Annotated in this window: 25 protein-coding genes and 1 pseudogene; 19 read left to right on the top strand and 7 right to left on the bottom strand. The window is 74.5% G+C overall.

Annotation, left to right across the window (positions count from 1 at the left end):
• Positions 1 to 50: 50 nt before the first annotated feature.
• The 11 genes from ABZ459_RS45935 (at position 51) to ABZ459_RS45885 (ending at position 12,744) form a co-directional block, all read left to right on the top strand.
• On the top strand, positions 51 to 578 hold the full coding sequence (locus tag ABZ459_RS45935; RefSeq protein ID WP_357985421.1) for an EF-hand domain-containing protein: 528 nt from the start codon (positions 51 to 53) through the stop codon (positions 576 to 578).
• 170 nt (positions 579 to 748) lie between these two features.
• Positions 749 to 1,951, top strand: coding sequence for a DegT/DnrJ/EryC1/StrS family aminotransferase (locus tag ABZ459_RS45930; protein WP_357985417.1), 1,203 nt, complete (start codon positions 749 to 751; stop codon positions 1,949 to 1,951).
• Positions 1,948 to 3,087 carry a DegT/DnrJ/EryC1/StrS family aminotransferase gene (locus ABZ459_RS45925; protein ID WP_357985414.1) on the top strand — a complete coding sequence of 380 codons (1,140 nt, stop codon included), beginning with the start codon at positions 1,948 to 1,950 and terminating at the stop codon, positions 3,085 to 3,087. The genes ABZ459_RS45930 and ABZ459_RS45925 overlap by 4 nt, the downstream gene beginning before the upstream one ends.
• A complete protein-coding gene (locus tag ABZ459_RS45920) occupies positions 3,084 to 4,010 on the top strand; it encodes a UbiA family prenyltransferase (protein WP_357985411.1) in 927 nt (308 codons plus the stop codon). Before ABZ459_RS45925 ends, ABZ459_RS45920 begins: the two co-directional genes overlap by 4 nt.
• Positions 4,007 to 5,284, top strand: coding sequence for an FAD-dependent oxidoreductase (locus ABZ459_RS45915; protein WP_357985409.1), 1,278 nt, complete (start codon positions 4,007 to 4,009; stop codon positions 5,282 to 5,284). Before ABZ459_RS45920 ends, ABZ459_RS45915 begins: the two co-directional genes overlap by 4 nt.
• 31 nt (positions 5,285 to 5,315) lie before the next feature.
• Entirely contained in the window at positions 5,316 to 6,923 is a 1,608-nt protein-coding gene (locus ABZ459_RS45910; protein ID WP_357985406.1) for a class I adenylate-forming enzyme family protein, read from the top strand.
• The gene (locus ABZ459_RS45905) at positions 6,914 to 8,656 is read left to right on the top strand and encodes a CoA transferase (protein WP_357985403.1); all 1,743 of its coding nucleotides are present in this window, start codon (positions 6,914 to 6,916) and stop codon (positions 8,654 to 8,656) included. Before ABZ459_RS45910 ends, ABZ459_RS45905 begins: the two co-directional genes overlap by 10 nt.
• The gene (locus ABZ459_RS45900) at positions 8,657 to 10,318 is read left to right on the top strand and encodes a fatty acid--CoA ligase family protein (protein WP_357985400.1); all 1,662 of its coding nucleotides are present in this window, start codon (positions 8,657 to 8,659) and stop codon (positions 10,316 to 10,318) included.
• Positions 10,315 to 11,112, top strand: coding sequence for a class I SAM-dependent methyltransferase (locus tag ABZ459_RS45895; protein WP_357985397.1), 798 nt, complete (start codon positions 10,315 to 10,317; stop codon positions 11,110 to 11,112). Before ABZ459_RS45900 ends, ABZ459_RS45895 begins: the two co-directional genes overlap by 4 nt.
• The gene (locus ABZ459_RS45890) at positions 11,112 to 11,540 is read left to right on the top strand and encodes a carboxymuconolactone decarboxylase family protein (protein WP_357985394.1); all 429 of its coding nucleotides are present in this window, start codon (positions 11,112 to 11,114) and stop codon (positions 11,538 to 11,540) included. The genes ABZ459_RS45895 and ABZ459_RS45890 overlap by 1 nt, the downstream gene beginning before the upstream one ends.
• A 25-nt stretch (positions 11,541 to 11,565) precedes the next feature.
• Positions 11,566 to 12,744 (top strand): hypothetical protein, encoded by a 1,179-nt coding sequence (locus ABZ459_RS45885; RefSeq protein ID WP_357985391.1) that lies wholly within the window; start codon positions 11,566 to 11,568, stop codon positions 12,742 to 12,744.
• 4 nt (positions 12,745 to 12,748) lie between these two features.
• On the opposite strand, the gene ABZ459_RS45880 is transcribed toward ABZ459_RS45885, so the two are convergent.
• Positions 12,749 to 13,390: an SDR family NAD(P)-dependent oxidoreductase gene (locus tag ABZ459_RS45880; RefSeq protein ID WP_357985388.1), complete on the bottom strand. Its 642-nt coding sequence runs from the start codon at positions 13,388 to 13,390 to the stop codon at positions 12,749 to 12,751.
• An 89-nt stretch (positions 13,391 to 13,479) separates the two neighbouring features.
• On the opposite strand from ABZ459_RS45880, the gene ABZ459_RS45875 reads away from it, so the two are divergent.
• Both ABZ459_RS45875 and ABZ459_RS45870 read left to right on the top strand, forming a co-directional pair.
• On the top strand, positions 13,480 to 13,863 hold the full coding sequence (locus ABZ459_RS45875; RefSeq protein WP_357985385.1) for a MerR family transcriptional regulator: 384 nt from the start codon (positions 13,480 to 13,482) through the stop codon (positions 13,861 to 13,863).
• A 13-nt stretch (positions 13,864 to 13,876) separates the two neighbouring features.
• Entirely contained in the window at positions 13,877 to 14,323 is a 447-nt protein-coding gene (locus ABZ459_RS45870; RefSeq protein WP_357985382.1) for a pyridoxamine 5'-phosphate oxidase family protein, read from the top strand.
• A 14-nt stretch (positions 14,324 to 14,337) separates the two neighbouring features.
• Here ABZ459_RS45870 and ABZ459_RS45865 read toward each other — a convergent pair whose 3' ends face one another.
• On the bottom strand, positions 14,338 to 15,129 hold the full coding sequence (locus tag ABZ459_RS45865; protein WP_357985379.1) for a maleylpyruvate isomerase N-terminal domain-containing protein: 792 nt from the start codon (positions 15,127 to 15,129) through the stop codon (positions 14,338 to 14,340).
• A gap of 110 nt (positions 15,130 to 15,239) precedes the next feature.
• Here ABZ459_RS45865 and ABZ459_RS45860 point away from each other — a divergent pair, with 110 nt between their 5' ends.
• Both ABZ459_RS45860 and ABZ459_RS45855 read left to right on the top strand, forming a co-directional pair.
• Positions 15,240 to 15,788, top strand: coding sequence for a TetR/AcrR family transcriptional regulator (locus ABZ459_RS45860; protein ID WP_357985376.1), 549 nt, complete (start codon positions 15,240 to 15,242; stop codon positions 15,786 to 15,788).
• On the top strand, positions 15,772 to 16,191 hold the full coding sequence (locus ABZ459_RS45855; protein WP_357985373.1) for a DUF5360 family protein: 420 nt from the start codon (positions 15,772 to 15,774) through the stop codon (positions 16,189 to 16,191). Before ABZ459_RS45860 ends, ABZ459_RS45855 begins: the two co-directional genes overlap by 17 nt.
• On the opposite strand, the gene ABZ459_RS45850 is transcribed toward ABZ459_RS45855, so the two are convergent.
• Complete coding sequence (locus ABZ459_RS45850; RefSeq protein WP_357985370.1) at positions 16,142 to 16,624, bottom strand: VOC family protein; 483 nt, start codon at positions 16,622 to 16,624, stop codon at positions 16,142 to 16,144. The genes ABZ459_RS45855 and ABZ459_RS45850 overlap by 50 nt on opposite strands.
• Positions 16,625 to 16,711: 87 nt before the next feature.
• Between ABZ459_RS45850 and ABZ459_RS45845 the strand changes: the two genes are divergently transcribed.
• A complete protein-coding gene (locus ABZ459_RS45845; protein ID WP_357985367.1) occupies positions 16,712 to 17,719 on the top strand; it encodes a WYL domain-containing protein in 1,008 nt (335 codons plus the stop codon).
• Here ABZ459_RS45845 and ABZ459_RS45840 read toward each other — a convergent pair.
• Positions 17,628 to 18,413 (bottom strand): alpha/beta fold hydrolase, encoded by a 786-nt coding sequence (locus tag ABZ459_RS45840; RefSeq protein ID WP_357985364.1) that lies wholly within the window; start codon positions 18,411 to 18,413, stop codon positions 17,628 to 17,630. The two genes, ABZ459_RS45845 and ABZ459_RS45840, sit on opposite strands and share 92 nt — an antisense overlap.
• A gap of 69 nt (positions 18,414 to 18,482) precedes the next feature.
• On the opposite strand from ABZ459_RS45840, the gene ABZ459_RS45835 reads away from it, so the two are divergent.
• Positions 18,483 to 19,115, top strand: coding sequence for a TetR/AcrR family transcriptional regulator (locus ABZ459_RS45835; protein ID WP_357985361.1), 633 nt, complete (start codon positions 18,483 to 18,485; stop codon positions 19,113 to 19,115).
• The gene (locus tag ABZ459_RS45830; protein WP_357985358.1) at positions 19,112 to 20,530 is read left to right on the top strand and encodes an MFS transporter; all 1,419 of its coding nucleotides are present in this window, start codon (positions 19,112 to 19,114) and stop codon (positions 20,528 to 20,530) included. The genes ABZ459_RS45835 and ABZ459_RS45830 overlap by 4 nt, the downstream gene beginning before the upstream one ends.
• A 214-nt stretch (positions 20,531 to 20,744) precedes the next feature.
• Here ABZ459_RS45830 and ABZ459_RS45825 read toward each other — a convergent pair whose 3' ends face one another.
• Complete coding sequence (locus ABZ459_RS45825) at positions 20,745 to 21,686, bottom strand: DUF5996 family protein (protein WP_357985355.1); 942 nt, start codon at positions 21,684 to 21,686, stop codon at positions 20,745 to 20,747.
• Positions 21,687 to 21,777: 91 nt separating this feature from the next.
• On the opposite strand from ABZ459_RS45825, the gene ABZ459_RS45820 reads away from it, so the two are divergent.
• Complete coding sequence (locus ABZ459_RS45820; RefSeq protein WP_357985352.1) at positions 21,778 to 22,176, top strand: MerR family transcriptional regulator; 399 nt, start codon at positions 21,778 to 21,780, stop codon at positions 22,174 to 22,176.
• Here the strand turns inward: ABZ459_RS45820 and ABZ459_RS45815 are convergent.
• Both ABZ459_RS45815 and ABZ459_RS45810 read right to left on the bottom strand, forming a co-directional pair.
• Entirely contained in the window at positions 22,163 to 23,362 is a 1,200-nt protein-coding gene (locus tag ABZ459_RS45815) for a hypothetical protein (protein WP_357985349.1), read from the bottom strand. The genes ABZ459_RS45820 and ABZ459_RS45815 overlap by 14 nt on opposite strands.
• 112 nt (positions 23,363 to 23,474) lie before the next feature.
• A pseudogene (locus ABZ459_RS45810) lies at positions 23,475 to 24,161 on the bottom strand (phospholipid carrier-dependent glycosyltransferase); the annotation flags it as partial.

The raw sequence follows: 24,161 nt of genomic DNA, 5'->3' as shown, positions 1-24,161 counted from the left end.
CCGATGATCCCCACGACGGCGGGCGGGCGCGTGTCACGAAAGGACAGACAATGGCTGCGGGCACCAAGACGACCAGCCGGCTGGAAGAGCGCTTCCGCCTCTGGGACAACGACGGCTCCGGCGCGATCGAGCGCTCCGACTTCGAGAACGAGGCCGACGGCATCATCGAGGGCCTGGGCGTGCAGGGGACGCCGCAGGCGCAGCAGCTGAAGCAGGCGTACCTGGCGATGTTCGACCACCTCGCGGGAGCGGTGGGCGCGTCGCGGCTCGACCAGGCGCAGTTCCTCCAGGCCGCCGAGCGCGAGATCATCAGCAGGGGCGACGACGGGTTCGCCCAGGTCGTGGGCCCGACCATCCAGGCCATCGTCAACGTCCTCGACCGTGACAACGACGGCGAGGTCGACTCCTCCGAGATGGCCAAGTGGTTCGCGGCCATCGGGCTCGACGGCGCGGTCGCCGCCGAGGCCTTCCGGCAGATGGACACCGACGGCACCGGCAGACTCTCCGTCTCCGAGCTGGTCGCCGCCGTCCGCGACTACCACCTCGGCAAGAACGACATCCCTCTGCTCGGCAGGTGACCTAGGCCCGAGCAGGCCGAAGGGTCGCCCAGAGCCGCTGTCTCCGGGGCGGCTCCGCCGAGGGAGCCGTCCGGGGGCCTTGTCCCCGGGCGGCTCCGCCCGAAGAAGGGGCCGTCCGGGCCGCATCCCCGGGCGGCCCCGCCGCCACCATCGCACCCAGGACGGGAACCTTGGAGAAAACACTCTCTCCGCCCGGAGGATCGCCGCCCCGCGCCGCCGCTCCCATCCCCTTCTTCTCCCAGGCGGCGACGTTCGACCGGCTGTGGAAGGAGATCCGCGCCGGGTGCGTCGACGTGCTGGACCGCGGCAAGTTCTCCCACGGCGCGAAGGTCGCCGAGCTCGAACGCCGGCTCGCCCTGTGGACCGGCGCCGCGCACGTAGTCGGCGTCAACTCCGGCACCGACGCGCTGGTGCTGCTGCTGCGCGCGGCCGGCCTGCGACCCGGCGACCAGGTCGTGGTGCCCGCCTACAGCTTCATCGCGACGGCCAGCTCCGTCGTGCTGGCCGGCGGCGTGCCGGTCTTCGCCGACATCGAGGAGCACGGCCACGGCATCGACCCGGCCTCCGTCGACGCCGTGGCCGGGCCGCGCACCACGATGGTCATGCCGGCGCACCTGTTCGACCGCCTGGCCGACCTGCGGGGCGTGTGCGAGGTCGCCCGGCGGCGCGACCTGACCGTGCTGGAGGACAGCGCCGAGGCCATCGGCATGCGCCTCGACGGCACCCACGCCGGGCTCGTCGGCGCGGGCGGCGTGTTGTCGTTCTTCCCGTCCAAGACCCTCGGGGCCATCGGCGACGCCGGCGCGCTGCTCACCGACGACGACGGCATCGCCGAGACCGCGCGGGCGCTGCGCCACCACGGCCGCGGCGGCCGCACCCTCGACCACTTCCCCGGCATCGCCAACCCCACGATCCTGCCCGGCTGCAACAGCAAGATGGACGACCTCCAGGCCGCCGTCCTGCTGGCCAAGCTCGCCCGGCTCGACGCCGACATCGCCCGCAGGTCCGAGCTGGCCACCCGTTACGACGCGCGGCTGCGCGACGTGCCCGGCGTGCTGGCCGTGCCGGGCGCGGCGCCGCCGCACCCGGGCGGCAACCGGGTCAGCTACGTCTACCTCGTCGAGGTCGAGTCCCGCGACGCGCTGGCGGCGCACCTGGCCGCGGCGGGCATCGGCACCGAGGTCTACTACCCGGTCCCGCTGCACCTCCAGCCCTGCTTCGCCCACCTCGGCCACGTCCGGGGCGACTTCCCGAGGGCGGAGGCGGCCTGCGAGCGGGCGCTCGCCCTGCCGCTCTACCCCGACCTGTCCGACGCCGCGGCCGATCGGGTGTGCGACGAGATCGAGGGCTTCTACCGAGGGCGGCGCGGATGAGCCGGGTGCCGTTCTTCGCCGCCGACCTGTTCGAGGCCGACCGGGCGACGCTGCTGCGCACGGTCTACGCCGTCGGCACCGGCGAGGCCCAGAAGTTCATCCTGGGCGAGCACACCGCCCGGTTCGAACGCGAGCTGCGCCACCGGCTCGGCGCGGCCGACGTCGTGGCCTGCTCCAGCGGCACGTCCGCGCTCACCCTGGTGCTGGCCGCCATGGACGTGGGGCCCGGCGACGAGGTCGTGGTGCCCGCCTTCGGCTGCGCCCCGCTGGCCGCCACCGTCGTCGGCGCCGGGGCGCGGCCGGTCTTCGCCGACGTCGACCCCGTGCGGCTCACCGCCGACCCCGCCGCCGCCGAGTCGCTGGTCACCGGGCGGACCAAGGCGGTGATGCCCGCCCACATGTTCTCCGTGATGGCTGACATGCCGCGCTTCCGCGAGCTGGCCGACCGGCACGGCCTGCGGCTGGTCGAGGACTCCGCGCTGGCCCAGGGCGGCACGCTGGGCGGACGGCCCGCCGGTCGGTGGGGTGACGCGGGCGTCTACTCGTTCGTGCAGGTCAAGACGTTCGGCATGCCGGGGGAGGGCGGTGTGGTGATCACCGACGACCCGGCACTGGGGGCGCGCGTACGGATGCTGCGCAACCACGGCCAGGACGGCGCCCGGCGCTTCCACCACCACCGCGTCGGCCACAACAGCCGCTTCGACGAGGTGATGGCGGCCTTCCAGCTCCACCGGCTGGCCGGCCTCGACGACCGCCTGTCGCGCCGGGCCGAGATCGCCTCCTACTACTCCCGGCGGTTCGAGCCCCTCGCGGAACGCGGGCTCGTGGCACCGCCCGTCGGCGGGGACGGGCGGTTCCCCTACGTCTACACCGTGCTCACCGAGCACCGGGACGCGCTGGCGGCCCACCTGGCCGCCCGCGACATCGCCACCCACGTCTACTACCCGCGCACGCTGCCCGCCCAGCCGGCCTTCGCCTCCTTCGCGCCGCCCGGCGCGTCCTGGCCGGTGGCCGAGTCGGCCGCCCGGCGCAATCTGTCGCTGCCGCTGCACCCGCGGCTCGCCGACGCCGAGGTCGAACGCATCGCCGACGCGGTCTGCGCGTTCGCCCACGGCTCCCCGCAGGAGAACCCATGACCGACCAGGTGGTCACCCGCGGCCTCGGCCCCTACGCGCGGCTGGCCAAGCTCGACATCTACGACTACTACCTGGGCCTGCCGCTGGTGTGGTCGCTGCTGCCGCCGGCCGGGCGCTGGCAGCCGTACGCCGTCGGCCTGCTGCTGTCCGTGCTGCTCGCCGAGGCGGCCGTGGTGGCCGCGATGGTCGGGTTCGACGACATCACCGGCCACCGCGACGGCAGCGACGCGGCCAACTACTCCTCCGACGCCGCCCGGCGCAGACTGGCCCGCAAACCGCTGGTCGCCGGCACGCTCACCGAACGGCAGGCGCTGCGCTTCGCCTGGACGGCCACCGCGATCAGCGCCGTGCTCTGGGCCGCGGTCGTGGCCGCCGCCCCCCACCGGCCCGCGTGGGTGGTCGTGACGGCGGCGGCGTGCGTGGTCGCGGCCGTGCAGTACTCGTGGGGGCTCAAGCTCAGCTACCGGGGGTTCCAGGAGCTGTTCCTCGTCGGGCTCGGCGTGGGGTGGGTGCTGGTGCCGTACGGGCTGCTGACCGGGCAGGCGGGCGGGTTCGTGGCGGTGCAGGCGGTGCTCTTCGGGCTCGGGCCGATGATCTTCGGTCTGTACTCCAACACCAACGACGCGCGCGGTGACCGGGCGGCCGGGCGGTTCACCGTCGCGGCGCGGACGTCCCCTCGGGTCAACGCCGCCTTCGTCACCGCGGTGAGCGCGGCCGAGAGCCTGGTCGTCGCGTGGGCCGTGGCCGCCGGGGTCGCGCCCTGGTGGTTCCTGGGCGTGCTCGTGCCGCTGCTCTCCCTCCGCGTCACCCAGCTCGTGATCGGGTTCGTACGGGGAGACGTGCTGCGGGCCCGGCGGGTGGCGATCCGCACCCACCGCGTCACCGTCGGCGTGCTGATCCTGGCCAACCTGGTCCTGGCATGAACGTGGACGTCGCGGTGGTGGGGGCCGGGCCGGCGGGCCTGGCGGCCGCGTACGCGCTGGACCGGGCCGGGCTCGCGGTCCGCGTCCTGGAGGCGGCCGAGGCGGTGGGCGGGCGGATGCGCACCCTGCGGGCGCGGGGCTGCCTGATCGACACCGGCGCCGAGATGTTGCCCTCCGCGGACGGCTACCCGGCCACCTGGCGGCTGATCAGGGCGGTCGGCCTCGACGCGGCGGCCGTGCCGAGGGTGCCCGACGCCGTCGGCGTGTGGCGCGACGGGCGGGTCCATCCGCACGTCGGCCGCCCGCTCGGGCTGCTCACCGGCGCGGGCCTGCCGCCGCGCGCCCGGCTCGACCTGGTACGCCTCCGGCTCCGCCTGGCCCGCAGCCGTCCTGGCCCGGAGGCCACCGTCGCCGACCTGGTCGGGAAGTACCATCCCGACCTGCGCGCGTTCCTCGTCGAGCCGCTGGTCGCCGGGTTCTTCGGCTGGGACGCCGGGCGTTCGTCCGCCGCGGTGTTCGCCGAGCACCTGACGAGCACCGGGAGCACGAACACCTGGCACACCTACCGAGACGGCATGGACACCCTGGCCAGGGTGCTCGCCGCCGGGCTCGACGTGGTCACCGGGCACGAAGTGACAGGGGTGGTCCCGTGCCCGGGAGGGGTGCGGCTGGAGTCGCCGCGGGGGAGCGTGAGCGCGCGGGCGGCGGTCCTGGCCGTGCCCGCGCCCGTGGCGGCCCGGCTGCACCCCGGCGCCCCGCCGGCGGAGCGGGCGTACCTGGAGGCGTGCACGTACGCGCCCATGCTGCGGCTCAGCCTCGTCCTCTCCCGGCCGGCGGCGCCAGGCTGGCGCGGGTTCGCCACGCTCGTGCCCGCGGCCGAGGACCCCGTGCTCAACGTGATCACCGTCGACCACCACAAGCACCCGGGCCGGGCCCCCGCCGGTACCGGGCTCATCTCGCTCATCACCTCGCCGCAGGGCACGGCCGCGCTCATCGGGGAGAGCGACGACAAGGTCGCCGACCAGCTCGTCGGACGCGCCGAGCGGTTCGTGCCCGGCCTGGCCGGCCGGGTGGCCCGCTTCCACGTGCACCGGTTCCCGCACGGGCTGCCGGAGGCGACGCCGCGGGCGCTGGCGCTGCGGGCGGCGTTCGAGGGGCGTCCCGGGGCGGCGGTCGACTACGCGGGCGACTGGGTCGCCCTGCGGCCGTGCAGCGAAGGCGCGGTCGCGGCGGGGGAGCAGGCCGCCGCGCGGGTGCTCGCCCGCCTGTCGTAGCCGCCCGCCCGCCTGTCAACGACGTACGCGCATGGAGAGAAAGCAGATGGCCTTCTTCACCCGGCCCATGGAGTTGGGCACCCTTTTCGACGACCTCGCCGAACGCGGCCGCAGGACCGGCGTGCACGTGAGCCGCCCTCTGGACATCGCCCCCCACCTCGGCACCGACCTCGACCTGCCGGACCTGGCAGAGCTGGTCAGGGAGGCGGCCGGCTGGCTGGCAGCCGCCGGCGCGCGCCGCGGTGACCGGGTCGCCGTCGTCAAGCGCAACCACTGGGACTACGTGCTGCTGTCCTGCGCGGCCGCGCGCATCGGTGCGGTGCCCGCCACACTGTCCGCCGACCTGCCGCCCGACGTGCTGGAGATCCTGCTCAAACGGCTGGAGCCCGCGCTCCTCGTCACCGACTCCGCCCTCGCCGCCCGGCCCGGCCTGGCCTTCCACGCGCCGCGCACCCTGGTCGTCGACGGCACGGCCGACGGGCTGCTGTCGCTGGACGACGTGCGCGGCTGGGCCGTGCCGCCGGTGCACCGGCCCGCGCTGGACGATCCGCTGGCCGTCATGCACACCTCGGGGACGACCGGGGTGCCCAAACTCGTCGTGCACTCCACCCGTACGCTGCTGCGCCGCCTGGCCGGGTTCGAGGCCCATCGGTGGCCGGTGCTGGGCAGCCGTCCGGACGACGTCGTGGCGAGCGCCATCTCCTTCGCCCACGGGCGGGCCCTGGCCTGGACCGCGAGCGTGTTGTGGCTCGGCCCCGCCAAGGTGCTGGCCGTCTCCGCACCCGGCTGGGAGGAGGCCGGCCCGTTCCTGGCCCGGCACCGGCCCACGACGCTGGAGGCGCTGCCGGCCACGTACGTGCGGTGGCAGCGGCGCACGCTGGGCGAGGCCGGCCCGTTCGCGCGGGTACGCCTGTACATCAGCACGTTCGACGCCGTGCACCCGCCCACCGTGCGCGCCTTCTTGAACGCCACCCGGCGCCGGCGGCCGGTGTGGATGCAGGGCTGGGGGCAGAGCGAGACCGGGCCGCTGACCTTCCGCCTGCTCACCCGCAGGTCCATGGCGGACGGCGACGGCCGGCACCCGACCACGCGCGACCTCGGGCGTCCGGTGCCCACGCGGACCCGGCTGCGGGTGGTGGACCGCGAGACGTTGCGTCCGCTGCCGCGCGGCGCGAGCGGGCTCGTGGTCTGCCGCACCAAGGCCCTGTGCCTCGGGTACGTCGGCGAGCAGGACCGGTGGCTGGGCAAACGGCTCGGAGGGTGGTGGCACACCGGGGACGTCGGGGCGCTCAGCCGTACCGGCCGGGTGCGGTTCGTGGACCGGGAGACCGACACGATCCCGGGCGCGAGCTGCGTGGAGCTGGAGGACGTGATCGACGACCGGCTGCCCGGGGTGCTGGAGTGCGTGATCCTGGGCGTTCCCGGACGGCCCTCCGTGCCGGTCGTGGTCACCGAGGACGGCGGCCTCGACCGCGACGCGTGGCGGCGGGCCGTCGCGGACCTGCCCGAGCTGGCCGACCCCGTGGTGATCACCTGGGACCAGGTCCCCCGCACCGGCACGGGCAAGGTCCGCAGAACGGCGCTGCGCGAGCTGCTGGGCGAGACCCCGGACACCTACGGCACCGGGCGGTGGACGTGAGGCCGGGATCGCGGGCCGCCGGCCGGTCCGTCGCCGAGCGGGAGATTGTCGCCTGGCCGCTGGCGGGCGTGGTGGTGCGGGCGCGCGGCGAGTCGGTCGCGTTGCGGGTGGCCGTCCAGCGGTTGTGCGCGCTGGGCTGCGAGGTCCGGTTCGACGGCGCGCCGCCGCCGGACGGGGCGCCCGCCGGGTGGCTGGGGGTCGCGTCCGCGCCGTTCGGCAGGCCGGGGGAGGCGCTGCCGGAGTGCGGGATCGGCTGGTCGGGGCCGGTCGGGGTGCCGATGGCGGACGAGCGCGACGTGCAGGCGGCCTGCGGGATCGCCCACGTGCACGGGCGGGCCACCGGCGGGCCGAGGACGCTGCGCCTGGACTACGCGTCGGTGTGCGCGGGGGTGCTCACCGCCCAGGCGCTCACGGCGGTGCTGCTCGCGCTGCTGCGGGGCGGGCCCGCCCTGGCGGCGCGCACGTCCGTCGCGCAGGCGGCGCTGCTCGCGCTCACCCAGTACATCGCGGTCGCCACCTGTGAACGCTCCGACCCGCCCCTCTCCGCGGGCGGCATGCCGTCCCGGGGAGAGGGGCGGGTGCCGCCGTTCCGGTCGGCGGACGGCGTGCGGTTCGAGATAGAGACGTTCGACGCCGAGTGCTGGCGGCGGTTCTGGGACCTGCTCGGCGCCGAGCCGCGGGCCGCGGCGGCGGGCTGGCCGCCGTTCCAGCAGCGGTTCGCGACGGCGACCTGCACGCTGCCGTCCGGCCTGGGCAGGACGGCCGCCGTCGCCGGTTACCGGGACGTCGTGGCGGCCGCCGCGGACGCCGGTGTCAGCGTGCTCCCCGTGCGGGACGCGGACGCGCCGCTGGCGCCCCCGCCCACCTCGCCGTGGCGGCTGCGCGCGCTGACCGAGGCCGCCGCCGGGGAGCCGGCCGGCCTGCCGCCGCTCGCCCGGGACGCCCTGAGCCCGCTGTTCGGGCTGCTCGTCGTGGAGTCCACCAACCGGGTGCAGGGGCCGCTGGCCGGGCACGTGCTCGGCCTGCTCGGCGCGGACGTCATACGGCTGGAGCCGCCCGGCGGGGACCCGCTGCGCGGCGTGCCGCCGATGGCGGGGCCCACCTCGGCCCGGTTCCTCGCGCTCAACCGGGGCAAACGCGCCCTCGAAGCCGACCTCAAGTCCGGCGCCGGACGCCGGGCCGCCCTGCGCCTGATCGCCTGCGCCCACGTTTTCCTGCACAACTGGCCGCCCGGCCGGGCCTGCTCGTACGGGCTGGACCACGACGACCTCGCGCCCATGCGGCCGTCCCTGGTGTACGCGCAGGCCGGGGGATGGGCCGAGGCGCTGCCCCCGCCGCAGCCCATGGGCACCGACTACCTGGTGCAGGCCTACAGCGGGGTGGCGGCGCGGCTGGCCGGACCCGGCGAGCAGCCCGCGCCGTCCCTGATGACGCTCACCGACGTGCTGGGCGCGCTGATCAGCGCCGAAGCCGTCGTCGCGGCCCTGGTGGCCCGCGCCCGCACCGGCGCCGGCGTACGTGCCGGGACGGCGCTCATGGACGCGGCCCGCCTGCTGCGCGCCGGCCCGCCCGGAATGGCCCCGGCGAGCCGGGAGACCGCCCCCGTGACGGATCTGGCCGCCATGGCCGACGACCCCGCCTTCGACCGGGTGCTCGACCGTACCCCGCAAGCCGCCTACAGCCGTGCCCCCTGGACGTTCGTGCCAGCCCCCCGCCACGAGGAGGCCCTCTGAATGCGTACCGACCCCCTGCCCTGGACGTCGGCCAACGGGATCGTCCTGGCCGACCGCGTGCCCGCAGGCGTGCGCGCGGCATGGACCGCCCGCGGCCTGTGCCCCGACCTGGACCTGTACAGCCTGTTCAGCCGGCACGTGCGGCGCACGCCGGAGCGTGAGGCGGTCGCCGACGAGACCGGCTCGCACGACTTCGCCGCGCTGGACGCCCGCGTGCGCCGGGCCGCCGCCGCACTGGCCGCCGCCGGGCGCGGACCGGCCGACATCGTCGCCGTCCTGCTGCCCAACGGGCGCGACGCGGTGGTGGCCGAGCTGGCGGTGGCCGCCGTCGGCGCGGTGGTCCTGCCCATCCCGCACACGCGGGGGCGGCGCGACATCGCGGGCCTGCTGAACCGGTCGCGGGCGGCCGCGCTCATCACCGTGCCCGAGCTGGCCGTGGGGCTGCGGGCCGGGCTGCCGTACCTGGCGCAGACGTGGACGTTCGGCCCGCCCATGCCGGGCACCCGATCGCTCGACGAGGTGGCCGAGCGGGACGTCCGCGGGTGGCGGCCCGCGTGCCCGGCCGCCGAGTGGCCCGCCCGCATCCTGCTCTCCTCCGGCACCGAGTCCGAGCCGAAGATGGTCGCCTACTCCCACAACGCCATGGCCGGCGGCCGGGGCGCCTACCTGCGGGCCGTGCTGGGCGAGGACGGGCCCACGCGCAACCTGCTGCTGGTCTCGCTGGCCTCCTCGTACGGCTCCTGCGGCACCTCCGTCCTGCTGGCCCGGCACGGCGGCACGCTGATCCTGCGCGCCCGCTTCGACGCCGCCGACGCGTTGCGCGCCGTCGAGCGGCACCGCCCCACCCACCTGTACGGCGTCCCGACGATGTTGCGCCGCATGGCCGACTCGGCGGCCGAGGCCGACCTGTCGTCGCTGCGCCGCGTCGTCACCAGCGCCCAGCCCCTGCACGGCGAGGCCAGGCAGGCGTGCGCCCGCCGCTTCGGCGTGCCGCTCGTCAACGTGTACGGCTCCACCGACGGCGTCAACTGCCACACCGGCCGCACCCCGGACCGGTGGGCCCCCGGCCTGGCCGGAACCCCGGACCCGGCCGTCGCCGAGATCACGATCCGGGACGCCGAGGGCGAGCCGGTGCCGCCGGGCGAGCCGGGCGAGATCTGGGCACTCGGCCCGATGACCCCCCTGTGCTACGTCGCCGCCCCCGACCTGGACGACCGCTACCGCGCCCCCGGCGGCTGGGTCCGCACCGGCGACCTGGGCCGCCTCGACCCCGACGGCACGCTGTGGGTCCTCGACCGGATCAAGCGCGTCGTGATGCGCGGCGGCCTCAGCATCTCCCCGGCCGAGGTCGAACGCGAGCTCAGCGCCCATCCCGACGTCGCCGACGCCTTCTGCGTCCCGGTGCCGGACGACGACCTGGGGGAGCGCATGTGCGCCTGCGTGTCGCCGCGGCCCGGCGCGAGACCGCCGTCCCCGGCCGAGCTGATCGTCTACCTGCGTGAGGAACGCGGCCTGGACCGGCGCAAACTCCCCGAACGGTTCCTCTGGCTGCCCGAACTGCCGCTCGGCCCGACCGGCAAGGTCTGCGCCGCCACCCTCACCCGGCTGGCCGCGCGGTCGGCGGTGCCCGTCCCGCGCAGCCCGATGAGGAGCGGCCGATGAGCCGGGCCGCCTACGTGTTCGGCGAGCGCCGCGACCACGTCGCCGAGCAGCACCGCTGCCTGGAGCTGGCCTACGACCCGATGACCATCGAACGCCTGGCCGAGGCGGGCGTCGGTCCCGGCATGCGGTGCCTGGAGGTGGGCGCGGGCGGCGGCAGCGTGGCGGAGTGGCTGGCCCGCCGGGTCGGATCGGCCGGGAGCGTGCTGGCCACCGACATCGAGCCCGCCTTCGAGCCCGTGGCCCCCCGGCTGGAGGTGGTCAGGCACGACATCGTCCGCGACCCGCTGCCGGAGGCCGCGTTCGACGTGGTGCACGCGCGGCTGGTGCTGCTGCTCCTGCCGGAGCGGCTGGCCGTGCTGGACCGGCTCGTCCGGGCGCTGCGGCCGGGCGGCGTGCTGCAGCTCGACGAGTTCGACATCACCTACGGCCCCGGGCTGCTGATGCCCGACCCGGCTTCGGCCGAGCTCTACGAGACGTTCATGCGTGCCAAGATCCGCGTGATGACGCGCGCCGGGGTGGACGTGGCCTGGGGACGTCACGCGGCGGCGGCGATGCGGCGGGCCGGGCTGACCGGCGTCGACCCCAGGCCCCGGGTGGAGTTGTGGGACGCGCGCTCGCCGGGGGCGCGGCTGGTCGCCCACCACACCAGGCACCTGCGCGACCGGTTCGCCGAGGAGGGCCTGACCGACCGGCAGCTCGCCGGCGTGCGCGCGCTGCTGGCCCATCCGGACTTCCGCGCCACCTCGTGCGTGACCTACTCCGTGCAGGGCCGCCGTCCCCTGGAGGTGGCGTGATGCGCATCGACCTGCACGGCGCCGCGCCCGGCGTGCACTCCGCGATGGCCCGCTTCGACGCCGCCGCGAGCCGGGAGCTCGATCCCGCGCTCGCCGAGCTCGTCCGGGTGCGGGCCTCGCAGCTCAACGGCTGCGCGGTCTGCCTCGGCATGCACACCCGCGCCGCCCTGGAGGCGGGCGAGGACGAGGAACGCCTGCGCACCCTCGCCCTCTGGCGCGACAGCACCCTGTTCACCGGGCCCGAACGCGCGGCGCTGGCGCTCACCGAGTCGATGACCAGGATCGCCGAGGCCGGGGTGCCGGAGGAGGTGTTCGACGCGGCCCGCGAGCACTTCGACGAGACCGGCCTGGCCCACCTGCTGTGGACGATCGCCGCCATCAACGTCTGGAACCGGATGGCGATCGCCGCCGGTCCGCCCGCCGGGTAGGCGGTCGCTGTGGCACGATCGAGGCATGCGATCCCGTACGGAGGTGGCTTTAGCGGGCCTGATCGTGCTCACGCTGACCGGCGGTTGCGCCGACCCGGCGACCCAGCGGGTGTCCCTGATGAACGACCCGTCCGCGCCGCCGTCGTCCAGCCTGGCGCCGGCCATGCCCCACGTCGCCACGGACGCCCCGGCGGTCGGGCCGACGCCGGTCCCGGCCCGGCCCACTCCGAGCGCGACCGGGCCGGTCACGCCGACGGGGGTTCCGGTCGCCGCGCTGACCGAGCCCATGGCGACGGGCGCGCCCCTGAAGGCGGCCGGCCCGCCGCGCTTCTTCGTCACCGTGGGGGCGCCTGGTGTTTCGTCCGGCCCTTCCCCGAGCGGGGAGCCCGCGCAGGTGCCGCCCGTCGTCAACGACGCCGCCACCGGTTCGTTCGTGGCAGCCGTGCCGCGGCCCAAGGCGGGCCCCTCCGGCTGGGAACTGGTTGCCGCCGCGCCGGACAACCGTACGTTCGCGCTGGCCGGGGGGGCCATCGGCAAGCCGTTCCGGTTTTTCCTCGTCCGGCTGGACGAGAACGGGCGGCCGAGTGAGCCGCGGCTCGTGCCAGAGGCCGAGCCCGAGCTCGATCGGGTCGTGGCGCTGGCGCTGAGCCACGATGGCACCAGACTTGCCTACGCCTGTGACCTCGCCGGAGGCGGCACCAAAGTGGCCGTCCTCGACGTCGCCACCGGCCGGCGCCACGAATGGACCACCTACGGCAAACTCATGGGCCTGGCCTGGGCGCCGGATGGGCGCCACGTGGCAACAGTGGGGCTCGGATGGGGGATCGGCCTGCTCGACCTGGCCGCTGGCGGGTCCGACCTGCGGAAGGCGTCGCGGCTGCTCCGGTCGTCCATGGAGGTGCCGCTGCCGCAGTCGATCGCCTTCACGCCCGACGGCGGCGCGCTGCTCTACACGGCCGGGCACAACGTCGACCGGCTGTCTCTGGACGGTGGGGAGCCGCAGCTCGTGGCACGGCTGGCGGTGCCCCAGGGCGCGCCGCCGGGTCTGCGGCTCAGCATCGACGGCAGCGGTCGGCACCTGATCTACACGCACGACTGGCGCGCCTACCGGGTCACTCTCGCTGACGGATCGGCGTCTTCGATGCCGATCGATCCGGGCAGCACGCAGCCGAGAGAGGGGCGATCGGCGGTCGCCGCCTGGTGAGGGGTCAGGTGCCGAGGTGCTGGGCCTCGTGTTCCCACTGGTCGCGGGGCTGGGTGTGCAGGCGCCAGTAGTGCTCGGCGATGTCGTCGGGGTCGAAGGCGGTGCCGGGGGCGACCACGCCGGCCACCGTGACGCTGGCCACGTGCACGCCGTCCGCGCCGTACTCCTGGTCGAGCAGCGTCACCAGGGTCCGGACGCCGGCCTTGCCCAGTGACAGGCTCACGTAGTCCGGCTTGGGGTACGGCATGCCGCCCGTGACGATGAACGTGCCGCCGCCGCGCCCGGCCATCCCCGGCGCCACGTGGGCGGCGGCGGTGAGCGCCCCGACGACGTTGACCGCGTACGCGTCGAGCAGGGCCCGTGCCGGCAGCTCCCCGGGCCGGTCGGCCTGGACGATCGCGGCGTTGTAGACCACGACGTCGGGCGGGCCCAGCTCGGCGGCCGTCTTGTCGAGCGCGGCGCGCAACGCGTCCTCGTCGGTGCTGTCGGCGACCGCCGTGGCGACCGGCACCCCGTACGCGGTGAGGGACGCCGCCGCCGACTCCACCGTCCGCGCGCTGCGCGCGATCAGGCCGACCGGCAGCCCCTCGGCGGCGAACCGGCGCGCCACCGCCTGCCCGATCCCCGGCCCCGCTGCGATGATCACTGCTCCGGACACCTTCATCTCCCATCTGTATTGGCGACAATGGGCACGATAAAGGGTCACATCCATGTGAAGGTCAACCCGGAGGTTCCATGCGAATCGGCGATCTCGCCCGGCAGACCGGAGTGAGCCGCAGGCTGCTGCGCTACTACGAGGACCAGGGCCTGCTCAAACCGCTGCGCCTGCCGAACGGCTACCGCGAGTACGCCGAGACCGACGTCGCGGAGGTGCGCCACATCCGCGCGCTGCTCGACGCCGGCCTGCCCACGTCGGTCATCACCAGGGTGCTGCACTGCGTCCATGACGACGGCGCCGACATGGTGCCCTCCTCCTGCCCCGAGATGATGGACAACCTCAACCGCGAGCGCGCCCGCATCAGCGGCGAGATCAGCCGCCTGGCGGCCTCGCGGGAGGCGCTCGACTCCATGCTCGCCACCGCCCGCGAGCCTGCCGCGAGGAAGCGTCCGCCCAGGTGAGAGGATGGACGGCATGGATCTGGGGGGCATCCGGACGATGAGTCGCGAGGAGTGCCTGACGCTGCTGTCCACGGTCCCCGTGGGCCGGGTGGCGTGGGCGCGGCCGGGCGGCACGATCATCGTGCTGCCGGTGAACTTCACGCTCGACGCCGACACCGTCGTGTTCCGGATCCCGCCCGGCCGCATCCTGGAGGCGATCGAGCACCGTGTGCCGATGGCGTTCGAGATCGACGACATGGAGCCGGCCATGCGCACCGGGTGGAGCGTGCTGGTGACCGGCGTCGCGGAGGTCGTCCGGGATCGGGAGGAGGCCGGGCGGCTGGAACGGCTGACCGGCGCGCCCTGGCCGGAGCTGACCGATCCGGTGCTCGTCCGGCTGCCGTTGCACCGCATGTCCGGGCGCCGCCTGCCGCTGCATCCGGGTGGGGTGGTGGTCGAGCGCCTCGGCGGGGAGGCGTGAGGCCGAGAGCAGGCTCACACGGGTGGGACGAGCGTGAAGTAGCGGTCGAGCAGGGCCCGGTCGCCGCGTACGTCGAGCCGGTCGGCGGGCAGCCGGTGCCACAGGTGCAGTAGCAGGTCGGAGGCCGTTCCGGCGAGCTCGACCGCGCCCTTTGAGTCGCCGGTGAGCCGGACGTCGTCGCCGTCGAAGCACACCGCCCACCTCCCTGGCCCGTCGCTCTGGCGGAACAGGTAGCGCTCGCCCTCGCCGGGCGGGGCCTGCGTCCAGGAGCGGCGGGCCGGGGCCATCACCTCGAAGACCTGGGTGACGGCGTCGGCGGCGAACGCGGCGTCGATCGGGGCGGCCGGGCCGAGCGCGTTCTCGGCGTCCCAGCGGTGGACGGCCGCCTCGATGGCCTGCATACGCTGCCAGAACCCGACGGTCTGCGCCGCGGACCACGTCCAGGCGGGGTCGTCGGGGGAGGCGGCGGAGAAGCGCGCTCCGAGACGCGCGGCGCCCTCGGCGAACCAGTCGAGCACGGCCGGGGGCACCGGCCCGGTGTTGGGCGCGCGGTCGGGGTGGGGCCAGTCGCCGAAGTCCGCCGGCAGGCCGAGCACGGCGACGTCGGCGGGGTCGGGCAGTCCGGGAAGACGGTCGTCGATGACCGCGTGCACGTGCCGGTGCACCGCGCCCAGGTGGATGACCAGGTCGGCGACCGACCACCCGGGACAGGACGGCACGAGGGGCGCGCCGCCCGCCGAGGTCGCCCGCCGCGCGGCCGCCTCGAACGCCCGCACCTCCCGGTGGAAGTGCGCGACATGATCCATGAGCTCGCTCCGATCGGCCGGGTGCGGATGTCGGATCTCGGGGTCGGACGAGGTTATGCGCGGGACGGATCGGCTCGAAACTATACCGGTCAGCCGGTACAGTAACGGCCATGCCACGACCCAGTTCCAAGGACCGGCTGCTCGACGCCGCCGCCGACGTGCTGCTGACGGAAGGCGCGGAGTCGCTGACGCTGGAGGCGGTCGCCCGGCGGGCGGGCGTCTCCAAGGGCGGCCTGTTCTACCACTTCCCGACCAAGCAGGCCCTGGTCGCCGCCATGGTCGCGCGGCTGACCGACGCCTTCGACCAGGCGCTGGCGGCGGCCGGCGGCCGGCCGGGCGACTTCCTGCGGGCGTACGTGCGGGCCACGATCCCCGAGCGGCACAGCGCCTGCGTCCCGGCCGACCGGGTCACCGTCGCGCTCCTGGCGGGCGTGCTGGTCGACCCGGCCGGGCTGGAGCCGCTGCGCGAGCGGTTCGCGGCCTGGCAGGCCCGGCTGGCCGACGACGGCATCGACCCGGCCGCCGCGACAGCCGTCCGGCTGGCGGTGGACGGCTGGTGGGCCGCCCGCCTGCTCGGCCTCGGCGAACCCGGCCCCGGCCTGCACGAACCCGCCCGCCGCTACCTGATGGAGGCCATCGACCGTGCTGCGCGCGACTAAGGCGTTGATGGTGCTGACGGATCTCGGCTTCGTGGCCTACTTCACGGTCACCGGCCTCGGCCTGATCCCGCCCGAATGGGCCTTCGCCGACTATGCCGATCCGCTGATGGCCGACTGGAACTGGTCGTTCCTCTGGATCGACCTCCTGGCCAGCGCCACCGGCCTGACCAGCCTGTGGCTGCTGCGCCGGCGCTCGCCCGCGGGCGAGACGCTGATGCTGGTCTCGCTGGTGCTGACGGCGGCCTCGGGGCTGATGGCGATCGCGTTCTGGACGCTGCGCGGCGACTTCTCGCCCGCCTGGTGGATCCCCAACCTCTACCTGCTGCTCTTCCCGCTGCCGGCGATCGCCGCGCTCACCGCCCGGGGAAGAATTCCGCGCTCTGGACGTATTCCATCGCCCTGACGAACCCGGGGTCGGCCAGCCGGCGCTCCGCCTCCTCGGCGGAGACGTCCTCGACGTGGGTCTGGATCCACCACAGGTTGCCCCAGAGGTCGCGCACCCGGCCGACGAGGTCGCCGAAGAACAGGTGCGTGACGTCGGTGACGGACGTGCCGCCCGCCTCGACCGCGCGGCGGTGGACGGCCTCGGCGTCGGGCACGTACAGGCGGAGCAGGCCGGGTGTCGAGGGCCATTCGGGCCGGGCGTCGAACAGCATCACCACGGCGTTCCCGATCCGCACCTCGGCGTGCTGGACCTCGCCGTCCGGGCCGGTCATCCGGCCCAGCTCGACGGCGTCGAAGGCGGCTTCGAGCCAGTCGATCAGCCCGGCGGTGTCCCGCGAGACGATCCACGGCGTCACGCTGGTGTAGCCCTCGGGGATGGGGTTGACGGTCATGATGTGCCTCCTCGATCGGTGCGTCGAGACGACGTTATGAGGCCAGTAGGTCAATTCCTGTCCTACATGGGCGGCATTCTTGGGCGCATGACGTCCTTGCGGTTGCTGAGCCTGCTGTCCCTGCTCCAGACCCCGCGCGAATGGCCGGGCGGCGAGCTGGCCGAACGGCTCGGGGTCAGCCGCCGCACGGTCCGGCGCGACGTCGAGCGGCTGCGCGACCTCGGCTACCCGGTGGTGGCCGCCATGGGCGCGGACGGCGGCTACCGGCTGGTCGCGGGCGCGGCCATGCCGCCGCTGCTGCTGGACGACGAGGAGGCCGTCGCCATCGCCGTGGGCCTGGTCACCGCGGCCCGGCATCCCGTGCAGGGCATCGAGGAGGCGTCGGTGCGCGCGCTGGCCAAGCTGGAGCAGGTGCTGCCGTCCCGGCTGCGCCACCGGGTGGCCTCGCTCGGCGCCGCGACCGTCCCGCTGCCCGGCGCCGAGGGGTTCGACGTCGATCCGGGCCGGCTCACGACGCTGGCCATGGCCGTCGCCAACCGTGAACGGGTGCGGTTCCGGTACCTGGCGGCCGACGGCGCGCGGAGTGCCCGGCTGGTGGACCCGTACCGGCTGGTGGCCGCCGGGCGGCGGTGGTACCTGCTGGCCCACGACCACGACCGGGACGACCGGCGGCTCTTCCGCGTCGACCGCATCGACGACGTACGGGCCACGGGCGCCCGGATCACCACGATCGAGCCGGCGGACCCCGCCGCGTACGTCGCCGCCAAGCTCTACTCGGGCGCGCCCACGTACGAGGCGGTCGTGACCCTGCACGCGCCCGCCGAGGCCGTGGCCCGCGTGATCCCCGGCGAGGTCACCCCGCTGGACGCGGACACCTGCCTCCTGCGCGCCTCCGCCGACACCCTGGACTGGCTGGCCTTCCGGCTGATCACGCTCGGCTGCGAGTTCGAGGCGCACGAGCCGCCCGAGCTCGTCGCACACCTGCAAGGGCTGGCCGCCCGCCTCACCCGCGCGAGCGCGCCAGGAACTCCAGCACCAGCGGGCTCGCCACCTCCCGGAACTCCTCGAAGTAGGCGTGCCGCGCCCCCTCGATGAGCCGCAGCTCCGCCCCCGGGATCCGCCCGGCCAGCAGCGGGGCGTTGGCGGCCGGGTTGAACACGTCGTCGGTGCCGTGCACGACCAGCGTCGGCGCGGTGATGCCGGGCAGCACGGCCCAGGCGTCGTGCCCGGCGCTGGCGGCCAGGTGGCGGCGGCGGGCGTGGGCGGGCATGCCCGGATCGCCCACCGTCCGGTACGGCCCCGGATGCGTGGCCAGCCAGCCCGGCGTGTACATCAGCTCCAGCAGCGCCCGCCCGGCGGCGGCCCGGTCGGGTTGCGCGAGCGCCCTGCGCACGTCGGCGCCGCGTTCGAGGCCGTGGACGCCGCCGGGTGAGGTGCAGCCGAGCACCAGCGCCCCCACCCGGCCGGGATGGTCGGCGGCCAGCCACTGGGCCACCCGGCCGCCCATCGACGTGCCGTAGACGTCGGCGCGGGCGACACCCAGCTCGTCGAGCACGGTCAGCACGTCTTCGGCGAACCCGCGGGTGGTGCAGGGCTCGTCGGGCTTGTCGCTGTCGCCGGTGCCGCGGTAGTCGAAGGTGATCGTGCGGTGGGCGCGGTCGAAGTCGTCGCGGACCGGGTCCCACCAGCGGTGGTCGTTGGCCTGGCCCTGGAGCAGCACGAGCGCGGGGCCGCTGCCGCGGACCTGGTAGGACAGCTTGACGCCGCCCGTCGTCATGGCGAAAGGCACGCCTTCGATGGTGCCACGGCGACACTCGTGCCCTTGACGGAGTGAGTACTCACTCCGTACTGTGAAGGCATGACGAACGAGACGAGCCGGCGGAGAGCGCCGGCGATGAGCCCGGAACGACGCCGCGAGATGATCGTGAAGGCCGCCCTCCCCCTGGTGGTGGAGTACGGCACCTCCGTGACCACCGCCCAGGTCGCCCGCGCGGCCGGCATCGGCGAGGGCACGATCTTCCGCGCCTTCGGCGACAAGGAGGCGCTGCTCGCCGCCTGCATGGCCGAGGCGCTGCGCCCCGACGACACCCTCGCCCACGTGTCCGCGATCTCCCTCGACCTGCCGCTGGGCGACCGGCTGGTGGAGGCCGCCGAGGCGCTGCGCGGCTACCTGGCCAGGATGGGCGCGGTCGCGGGCGCCCTGGCCACCACCGGCGGCCTGCACCGCCCCGACCCCGGAGGCGAGGCCCGAGCCGCCGAGGGCGGCGGGCGGCCCGTGTCCGGGCGGGAGCAGTCGATGGCGGCCTCCCGCGAGGCCCTGGCCGGGCTGTTCGAGCCCGAGCGCGACCGGCTCAGGCTGGCCCCCGAGCGCCTGGCCGAGGCGTTCCAGTTCATGGTGATGGCGGCCGGCCGCGGCCCGTCCCCGCTGAGCTCGGAAGAGCTGGTGGACCTGTTCCTGAACGGCGCGCTCGGGGCGGGCGAACGCCCTTGACCGACCTCTACGAGGACCTCGCGCCCCGCCGCCGCACGGCGGTCACCTTCGCCTTACTCGGCTGCGCCTTCCTGGGCATGCTCGACGGCACCGTCGTCGGCACCGCGCTCCCGCGCATCGTCGCGCAGGTCGGCGGCACCACCTCCTGGTACGTCTGGCTGATCACCGCCTACCTGCTCACCTCGTCGGTGAGCGTCCCCATCTACGGCCGCTTCTCCGACCTGTACGGCCGCCGCCGCCTCCTCCTCTCCGGCATCGCGATCTTCCTGACCGGCTCCCTGGCCTGCGGGCTCGCCGGCTCGATGGAGGTCCTGATCGTCAGCAGGGCCGTCCAGGGGGTCGGCGCGGGCGCGCTGCTCACCCTGGGCATGGCCCTGATCCGCGACCTGCATCCGCCGCACCGGACGGAGGGCCTGATCCGCATGCAGACCCTGCTGGCCGCCATGATGATCGTCGGCATGGTCGGCGGGCCGCTGCTCGGGGGCCTGCTCGCCGACCACGCGGGCTGGCGCTGGGCGTTCCTGGTCAACCTGCCCGCCGGGGCGCTCGCGGCCACGCTGATCGCGCTGCTCCTGCCCGACCGGCGCCCGCCGCGCAGCTCGGGCAGGCTCGACGCGGCCGGGATCGCGCTGCTCACCGCGGGCCTGTCGCTGGTGCTGGTCGGCCTGAGCCTCAAGGGCAACACCGGCCGCGGCTGGAGCGACCCGGCCGTGCTCGGCTCGCTGCTCGGCGGGGTGGCGCTGCTGGTCGCGCTCGTCCCCGTCGAGCGGCGGGCGGACACGCCGGTGCTGCCGCCGCGGCTGATGCGCCGCCGCACGTACGCGGCGCTGCTCGCGGGCGGGTTCTTCTTCCAGGTGGCGGGGCTGCCCGCGGGCGTGCTGCTGCCGCTGTACCTCCAGCACGTACGCGCCTACTCGGCCACGGTCTCCGGCCTGCTGCTGCTCCCGATGCTGGTGGGCATGATCGCGGGGAACCGGCTGACGGCCGTCCTCGTGCTGCGTTCCGGCCGGACCAGGCCGGTGTTGCTGACCGGGGCCGCGCTGGTCACCGCCGGCACCATCGCCTTCGCCGCGCTCGGCCCGCGCACCTCGCCGTACCTGGTCGGGGTCTGGCTGCTGCTCGTGGGTCTCGGCACGGGCCCGGCCATGGGCGGGCTCACCATCGCCACGCAGAGCAGCGTCCCGCACGCCGACATGGGCACGGCCACCGCGGGCTCGGCGTTGTCGAAGCAGCTCGGCGGCTCCTTCGGCCTGGCCTGCGCCCAGTCGCTCATCGGCGCGCAGGTCGGTGCGGCGGCCGTGGGCTCCACCGTCGCCTGGACCGGCGGTGTCGCGGGCCTGCTGGCCTTCGCCGTCCTGTTGCTGGTCCGCGAGAACGGGCTCCCGTCCCGGCAGCCGGCCGCCGTCCGGGCCTGAGCGGAATCGGGGGAAACGCGGGGAATGTTCCTGGGGGAGCCCCCGTTACATAGACCGTGGCCGGTGTGTCCAGTGTCCCCGGGCCTCACCTATTGCCTTCGCGGACTACCGTTCGGCTGGAGCCGCGTTGTGCCTTTCGCCGAGAGGCGACCTGCACACCGGTACACGCACACGTGGAAGCCCGCCCTCTCCGGAGGGCGGGCTTTCGCGTCGTTCACGCCGGGCGGTTCTTCACGTAGTACGGGTCGGTGATGCCGCCGGGGCAGGCCAGCTCCTCGGCGTCCAGGTGGGTCAGCTTGGCCCCGGCCTGGTAGGCGCTCTGCAGGAACTCCAGCACGCCGGCCACGGGATCACCCATGGCCCGCACGTCGTCGTAGCGCAGCACGGCCAGATGGCTGCCGCGCGCGGGCAGCCACTCGGCCTGCTCGGGCAGCAGCGGCTCCAGCTCCAGCCCCTTCGGCTCCGGCGCGGTGTAGGAGTAGAACGCCGGCCAGGGCCGCTCCTTGTCGCCGAACCAGAACCCCGCGCTGATCACCTCCCGGCTGTACGCCTCGCGCGTGACCGGGTCGGCCTCCTCCGGCACCTCGGCCGGGCGTCCGGTGAAGCGGGTGACCGCGATGTCGAAGGTGTGCCAGAAGTGGTGCACCGGGCTGACCTTGCCGCCGAAGTCCGCGGCGAACCGGTCGAGCAGCTGCGCCACCTGCGACAGGATCCGCCAGTAGCGGTTGATCAGGATCGGGTCGTAGTGCGCGTGGCGGGTGTCCTCGGCGAACGGCGTCTCGTCGTCCAGGTCGTACGGCACCGCCCAGATCTCCGGCCGGATCCCCAGGTCGGCCAGCGTCTGGAAGAGCCGGGACTGGAAGGCGGCCACCGACAGCCCGATCATGCTGAACTCCGCGCTGCGGCCGTCCAGCACGTCGATCACCAGGCGGTGGCGGACGAGGTCGAAGTCCACGCAGAACAGCGGCTGCTCGGCGAGACCGCCCATGGGACGTGTCGTCAGGCCGCGCCCGGTCAGATGGAACGGCACCTGCCACCAATGGTTACGCCGGTTACTCACCGTCAGCCGGATTTTCCCGACGATCTGCGCGAAGCGGTGAAAGGTCTCCTTGGTGTCGGCCCACTCTTCGAATGGCATGGCCGGAAAGAGCTCCATGTGTCCATCGTAACTACGCTGCGTAACCATTCTTCGGGGGGTCTCCGCTAATATCCGGCTTGAAGGGTGGTTCAAGTCGAGGAGCCGGGGCATGCGGGACACGTTGATCGACATTGGCGAGGTGGCCAGGCGTACCGGGCTGGCCGCGTCCGCGCTGCGCTTCTACGAGCGCAAGGGGCTCATCGAGGCCGAGGGCCGCAACGGCCTGCGCCGCGTCTACCTGCCCGAGACGCTCGACCGGCTGGCGCTGATCACCTGCGCCCGCGACGCCGGGTTCACGCTGTCGGAGATCGCCGAGTTCCTGCGCGCCCGGCCGGCGGACACGCGGTTGCGCGAGCGCATGGCCGCCAAGGAACGCGAGGTCGACCAGCGGGTGCGGCAGCTCACCCGGCTGCGCGACAGCCTGCGCCACGCGGCCGTGTGCGAGCACGACCCGCTGGTCGAGTGCCCCGAGTTCAAGCGCGCCGTGAAGGCCGTCAGCCAGAGCTGACGTACTTGCGCGGGCGCAGGGCGTGGGCGCGCAGCGCGGCCAGGGCCGCGTACTGGCCGGGCCGGTCCATCCGGACGACCAGGTCGTCGCTGTAGGCCAGGCCCAGCGCGGTGAGCTGGGAGACCAGGTCGGCGACCGGCGCGGTGACGTCTTCGAGGCTCGTGGCCGGGTGCCAGCCCTCGCCGCCCACCACCTCGGCCACCCGTTCGCGCAGCTCGGCGGGGGACATCAGGACGCCGTCGGCCAGCAGCATGAGCGTGGCCTCGCGGGCCGAGACCTCGAACTCGTGCTCACCCCTGGCCAGCAGCAGCCGGGTGACCGCCTCCCACATGGCCTCCGGCGAGCCCAGCAGGTGCCGGCCGTAGTCGGTGATGGCCAGCCGGGCGCCGTCGCGGCTGATCGCGCCGAGCTCGCGCTCGGCCAGCTCGCGCAGCCGCAGCGCCGCGGGCGAGGGGGCCAGCCGGAGCGGCAGGCTGCCCTCGGAGGCGGCCAGGGACAACAGCTTGCGCAGGGCGGGCAGGGGCTGCGGGGTGACCGGCGCGTACAGGCGCACCTCGAACGGCTGCGCCAGCTCCCGCCTGGCCGGGCCGCGACCGAGCACCCAGCGGTTGAGCCGTTCGCCGTGCACGCGGTTGAGCCAGCTGTCGCCGCCCAGCTCGGCGCGGGGCTCGGTGAGCCAGCGGCGGGTGAGCGCGGTGCGGTCGATGTCGTCGCCGGCGACGATCGCCAGTTCGAGCGCCGCCGAGCAGGCCACGTGCGCGCCCAGCTCCTCCGGGCCCATGATCATGCTCCACTGCAGCTCGGGCACGTCGGGCGGGAGCACGCCCGTGGCCTCCAGGGCCTTCTGGTAGGCGCTGGTGCCGGCGTCCTCGCCCTCCTGGGCGTAGGTGCGCAGGATCTGCGCGGTGGTGGGGGACACGCACAGGGCGGCGTAACGTTCCATGCCGCCCAGTTGCAGCAGCCGTGCGAGCGAGCGGGACAGGCGTTCGTGGTCGCCTCCGGGCCGGAGCGGGCCGACCTTGATCGGAAGCGTGTACCAGAGGAACTCGCAGACGTCGAGCTGGGTCACCGTCTCCAGCGGTTCCCCACCCGTCAACCATTCGACGGCGGTCCTGGCCTCCTCGGCCAGGTCCGGCTGAGATCGCTCCAACTCGGCGAGAAGGGCGGTGACATCCGGTGCACTCATGCCTCGAAGTTTGCCGTATCGAACCCAGCTATGACGATGACCGAATGCGGTGCGTATTGGGTCTTGCACAGCGACTACCCTACGAAACCGATGTTTACCTACAGTGAGCGGGTCAGATCCATCGTTTGTCGAACAGCATCCGGGCCTTCCACTCGGTGTACGGGATCACCTCGGCGGACAGGATCGGGTGCAACCACCAGAAATTGATCAGAGCCAGCAGCGCGTACGCGCCGACCACCGCGGCCCCCAGCGTGCGGCGCATCGGCATGGCCCCGGTCTCCGTCGGCGTGGCGGGCCCGATGAGCAACCCGGCGCACAACGTCAGCGCCAGGATCATGAACGGCACCATGGGGATCGCGTAGAACAGGAACATCGTGCGGTTCTCGGAGATGGCGAAGTAGAACCAGGGCAGCCACCCCATCGCGTACGCCAGCAGCACCGCCCCCGCCCGCCAGTCGCGCGAGGAGACGTACCAGGCGATCAGGGCCACCAGCGCGGCCAGCGCGCCGAACCAGATCACCGGCGTGCCCACGCCGAGCACCGCCTCCGAGCAGTCCTTGGCCCCGCACACGTTCTGCTTGCCCTCGTAGAAGAAGGCCACCGGACGCAGCAGCAGCGGCCACTGCCACGGCTCCGACATGTACGGATGGGACGTCTCCAGCCCGTTGTGGAAGGTGAAGACCTGCCACTGGTACTGGACCCAGGAGCGCATGGAGTCGAACAGGAAGAAGAAGGGGCCGGAGGAGGTGGCCTGGTCCCAGTTGCGGCCGTAGCCGCCCGCGGAGGCGAACCAGCCGGT

This window comes from Nonomuraea sp. NPDC005692 (assembly GCF_040631115.1).
GTDB lineage: Bacteria > Actinomycetota > Actinomycetes > Streptosporangiales > Streptosporangiaceae > Nonomuraea.
Note: the sequence above shows the minus strand (reverse complement) of the source record. Positions and strands in the feature narration are given on the sequence as shown.

Excerpts from the sequence above, each read along its gene's own strand:
- ABZ459_RS45915 (WP_357985409.1), top strand. The coding sequence starts at position 4,007 with ATGAACGTGGACGTCGCGGTGGTGGGGGCCGGGCCGGCGGGCCTGGCG.
- ABZ459_RS45835 (WP_357985361.1), top strand. The coding sequence starts at position 18,483 with ATGACGAACGAGACGAGCCGGCGGAGAGCGCCGGCGATGAGCCCGGAA.
- ABZ459_RS45825 (WP_357985355.1), bottom strand. The coding sequence starts at position 21,686 with ATGGAGCTCTTTCCGGCCATGCCATTCGAAGAGTGGGCCGACACCAAG.
- ABZ459_RS45850 (WP_357985370.1), bottom strand. The coding sequence starts at position 16,624 with ATGACCGTCAACCCCATCCCCGAGGGCTACACCAGCGTGACGCCGTGG.
- ABZ459_RS45865 (WP_357985379.1), bottom strand. The coding sequence starts at position 15,129 with ATGGATCATGTCGCGCACTTCCACCGGGAGGTGCGGGCGTTCGAGGCG.
- ABZ459_RS45925 (WP_357985414.1), top strand. The coding sequence starts at position 1,948 with ATGAGCCGGGTGCCGTTCTTCGCCGCCGACCTGTTCGAGGCCGACCGG.
- ABZ459_RS45845 (WP_357985367.1), top strand. The coding sequence starts at position 16,712 with ATGACGTCCTTGCGGTTGCTGAGCCTGCTGTCCCTGCTCCAGACCCCG.
- ABZ459_RS45820 (WP_357985352.1), top strand. The coding sequence starts at position 21,778 with ATGCGGGACACGTTGATCGACATTGGCGAGGTGGCCAGGCGTACCGGG.
- ABZ459_RS45935 (WP_357985421.1), top strand. The coding sequence starts at position 51 with ATGGCTGCGGGCACCAAGACGACCAGCCGGCTGGAAGAGCGCTTCCGC.
- ABZ459_RS45890 (WP_357985394.1), top strand. The coding sequence starts at position 11,112 with ATGCGCATCGACCTGCACGGCGCCGCGCCCGGCGTGCACTCCGCGATG.
- ABZ459_RS45910 (WP_357985406.1), top strand. The coding sequence starts at position 5,316 with ATGGAGAGAAAGCAGATGGCCTTCTTCACCCGGCCCATGGAGTTGGGC.
- ABZ459_RS45900 (WP_357985400.1), top strand. The coding sequence starts at position 8,657 with ATGCGTACCGACCCCCTGCCCTGGACGTCGGCCAACGGGATCGTCCTG.
- ABZ459_RS45875 (WP_357985385.1), top strand. The coding sequence starts at position 13,480 with ATGCGAATCGGCGATCTCGCCCGGCAGACCGGAGTGAGCCGCAGGCTG.
- ABZ459_RS45870 (WP_357985382.1), top strand. The coding sequence starts at position 13,877 with ATGGATCTGGGGGGCATCCGGACGATGAGTCGCGAGGAGTGCCTGACG.
- ABZ459_RS45815 (WP_357985349.1), bottom strand. The coding sequence starts at position 23,362 with ATGAGTGCACCGGATGTCACCGCCCTTCTCGCCGAGTTGGAGCGATCT.
- ABZ459_RS45860 (WP_357985376.1), top strand. The coding sequence starts at position 15,240 with ATGCCACGACCCAGTTCCAAGGACCGGCTGCTCGACGCCGCCGCCGAC.
- ABZ459_RS45895 (WP_357985397.1), top strand. The coding sequence starts at position 10,315 with ATGAGCCGGGCCGCCTACGTGTTCGGCGAGCGCCGCGACCACGTCGCC.
- ABZ459_RS45885 (WP_357985391.1), top strand. The coding sequence starts at position 11,566 with ATGCGATCCCGTACGGAGGTGGCTTTAGCGGGCCTGATCGTGCTCACG.
- ABZ459_RS45920 (WP_357985411.1), top strand. The coding sequence starts at position 3,084 with ATGACCGACCAGGTGGTCACCCGCGGCCTCGGCCCCTACGCGCGGCTG.